Below are 2,023 nucleotides of genomic sequence, written 5' to 3'. Positions count from 1 at the left end.
CGGATCCGCAGGGTAAGCCCTACCATGAATCTCGCACCTTCAACGAGCAGGAATACGAGCAACTGCGCAAGCATTTCATGACCCGTGAATTGGCGACTCTGCCGCCGTTCAGTTCGTTCAAGAGTGGTAATACCATTGGGCGGGTGGTGGGTGAGACGGTGCCGGCTCAGGTGTCGCTCAGCGAAGCCAATCCACCGATTGAGGCTGAAACGGAAGAAGAAGGCATCACTGGCGAACAGATCCTGGATGGCATCCAGCTGGGCTTGGATGTGTTTGGCCTGATCCCCGTGGTCGGGGAAGTGGCCGATATTGCGAGCGGTATCATTAGCCTTTTTCGCGGGGACTACGTGGGCGCAGGTCTCTCGCTGCTCTCGGCGATTCCTTTTGTCGGCTATGCAGGCACCGCTGGTAAAGCCGCACGATACGGTTCGAAGATGGCTGAGGCGTCGGGCAAAGCGGGTAAGGAGGTTGTTGACAAAACGGCGAAAAGAACCGAAGAAGCTACCGAACTATTACCTAAGAAGACCAATCCCGAATTAGATACTCCATCTAATTCTAATGATGGTTTTAAAGCCACCCCAAGAGAGAAGTCTGCAAGGGAAATGTTTTTAGGGCGAACTCCAGGCAAGAGTTCAAAAACAGGGCGCGAAGTCCAAGACCGAATGCGGGCCGAAGGAAAACTACGGGAGAACCCAATTACAGGTAAAACAGAGTTCCAAGCCTCCGACAAAAATTGGTATGATCTTAGCAAGGCCGACATGGCCCACAAAACAGATGCTGTCACATGGTGGAACACTAGTGGCAGACATCTAGGAGCGAAGAGTAAAGAAGTCAGAGAATGGATGCTAGATAGCAAAAATTATGAACTAGACCATTACAGCATCAATAGGTCGACAGGTGCAAAGCTTGGACAAACTTACAAACCTCCAACAAAGTAGGTACATGATGGAACCCACACTGACGCCAGAGCAGATTGAAAAAATTAGCAACCTTTCAAAAGAAGGACGTGAATACTGGAAAAAAAATCAGCTAAGTGAAGCCGAATCTTGTTTTTTAAGAGCTTGGGGGATTATGCAATCCCCAACATTGACACTTGACTATTCTCAAAGTATCGCCAGAGGTCTCGTTGCTTTTTTCAAAGAAACTAAACAATACGAAAAAGCTATAAGCTGGCTAACCGTGATGCACGATTTATATACTCCAAAGCCTAGCGACTACGTTGAATTTATTGCGGCCACGGTCTATTTTGATGCAGGAAAAACTTCTGCCGCATACGAAATTTTTGACAAGCAATATAAAAAATATGGAAAAAGACCTTTTACAGACGAAGATAAAAAATATCTAAACTTCTACCTCACACAAAAAAAATGTAAAAAAATGAAATGAATCTACCTGACAGAATTTACGAAAGCATCACCCTCTTATCTGAGGAAGGAAATGCCCTTTATGACGATTCGGCATTTGAAGGGGCTATTTCAAAGTGGTCACAAGCACTAAATTTACTACCCACACCGCAAGCATCCTGGGAAGCCTTCACATGGCTTTCTGCCTCAATAGGTGACGCTTTTTTTCAGCTTGCACAGTACCCTAAAAGCCTTGAAAACCTGAAGGATGCACTCAATGGCCCTGATGGGCTAGACAACTCATTCATTCACTACAGAATTGGACAATGTCAAACGCTATTAGGCTTCGATGATGAGGCAATTACTTCGCTGCTAAAAGCTTACATGTTAGATGGGGATGCTGTTTTCAAAACCGATCCGGGTGGTGAAGTTTACCTCCAAAAGTTGAAGGCCCAACACTTGATTGACGACTGATTCGCGACGCGACCCAATTTCAAACTGACGGCGTCGCATTGCGGGGCGTCCCTTTGAAGTGGGCACCCCGGCGCTCTATGTCCACGGCCTGGTCAGCCTGTTCCAACAGGGCGACACCGGCTTTCGCCGCACCCGCTACACCGCCGTAGTCGAGCCGACCCTGGCGCGTTTCAACCTGCGCTCCAACTGGCGCATCTTCCAGGCCC

General features: G+C 47.9%; 3 protein-coding genes and 1 pseudogene. All 4 read left to right on the top strand.

The window, feature by feature from the left end; translation table 11 throughout:
* Nucleotides 1–938 (top strand): annotated as a pseudogene (locus GIV35_RS27135) (GH-E family nuclease); the annotation flags it as partial.
* A gap of 4 nt (nt 939–942) precedes the next feature.
* A complete protein-coding gene (locus GIV35_RS27130; protein ID WP_236265987.1) occupies nt 943–1,386 on the top strand; it encodes a tetratricopeptide repeat protein in 444 nt (147 codons plus the stop codon).
* The gene (locus tag GIV35_RS27125) at nt 1,383–1,817 is read left to right on the top strand and encodes a tetratricopeptide repeat protein (RefSeq protein WP_236265986.1); all 435 of its coding nucleotides are present in this window, start codon (nt 1,383–1,385) and stop codon (nt 1,815–1,817) included. The genes GIV35_RS27130 and GIV35_RS27125 overlap by 4 nt, the downstream gene beginning before the upstream one ends.
* A gap of 37 nt (nt 1,818–1,854) precedes the next feature.
* Nucleotides 1,855–2,023, top strand: a 169-nt coding sequence (locus GIV35_RS27120; RefSeq protein ID WP_236265988.1) for a contractile injection system protein, VgrG/Pvc8 family, incomplete at its 3' end; no start/stop codon positions are given.

Source organism: Pseudomonas sp. PA-1-6B, from assembly GCF_021609545.1.
Classification (GTDB): Bacteria; Pseudomonadota; Gammaproteobacteria; order Pseudomonadales; family Pseudomonadaceae; genus Aquipseudomonas; species Aquipseudomonas fluorescens_BV.
The sequence above is the reverse complement of the archived record's forward strand: the minus strand, read 5'-3'. Positions and strand labels throughout refer to the sequence as shown.